This is a genomic window from Bacteroides cellulosilyticus DSM 14838 (assembly GCF_000158035.1).
Lineage (GTDB): Bacteria > Bacteroidota > Bacteroidia > Bacteroidales > Bacteroidaceae > Bacteroides > Bacteroides cellulosilyticus.
The window spans coordinates 1-527 of sequence record NZ_EQ973521.1; the positions used below are offsets into that span (position 1 = coordinate 1).

1 protein-coding gene is annotated in these 527 nt (G+C 34.0%); it reads right to left on the reverse strand.

The genetic code is table 11. The features are described from left to right. Positions 1-270: 270 nt before the first annotated feature. Positions 271-527 (reverse strand): hypothetical protein (locus BACCELL_RS26685; protein ID WP_007215063.1); only part of this gene is annotated, 257 nt, incomplete at its 5' end.

Below are 527 nucleotides of genomic sequence, written 5' to 3' on the forward strand. Positions count from 1 at the left end.
GCTCAATTGTAAAACTAAATCCCATTGAGAAATAGTAAATACTACGAGGTTGAATTTAGTAATTCCAAATTCACTAAATTTGACCTCATTTTTTGTGTTTTTTTTGTGAATTAAGTATAAAATATCATTGAATATGGATTTTTACACGAAAAAAGAGTATAGGAAAGGTTGGGGTGAAATACTAATTTTTTTTGAATTGGTAAATCCCATCCCTGTTGTGTTATCCAAACAGTTTATCCGTAATGGGAAAAATCTACATGATTTACTTCCTTACTTTATATGGTTTTTCATTCGATAAAGCTGATCGCCTTTTTCAAAAAGTGTAGGGCGCTGATTCTTTTTATAAACTTTGAACCACATGGAAACTCCGTCCAGGCAATCAGGGCTGAAAGACTGGAGCAGAAGATAATTCCGGTCTTCATAAGCGTCAACTAGGCAGTATAGGCTGCCGTCAGGATTTTGACGAATGATGTACAGATCAAAGTTCTGTTTCGTCCGATAATCGAATGCCTGTATAAAAATAAAAA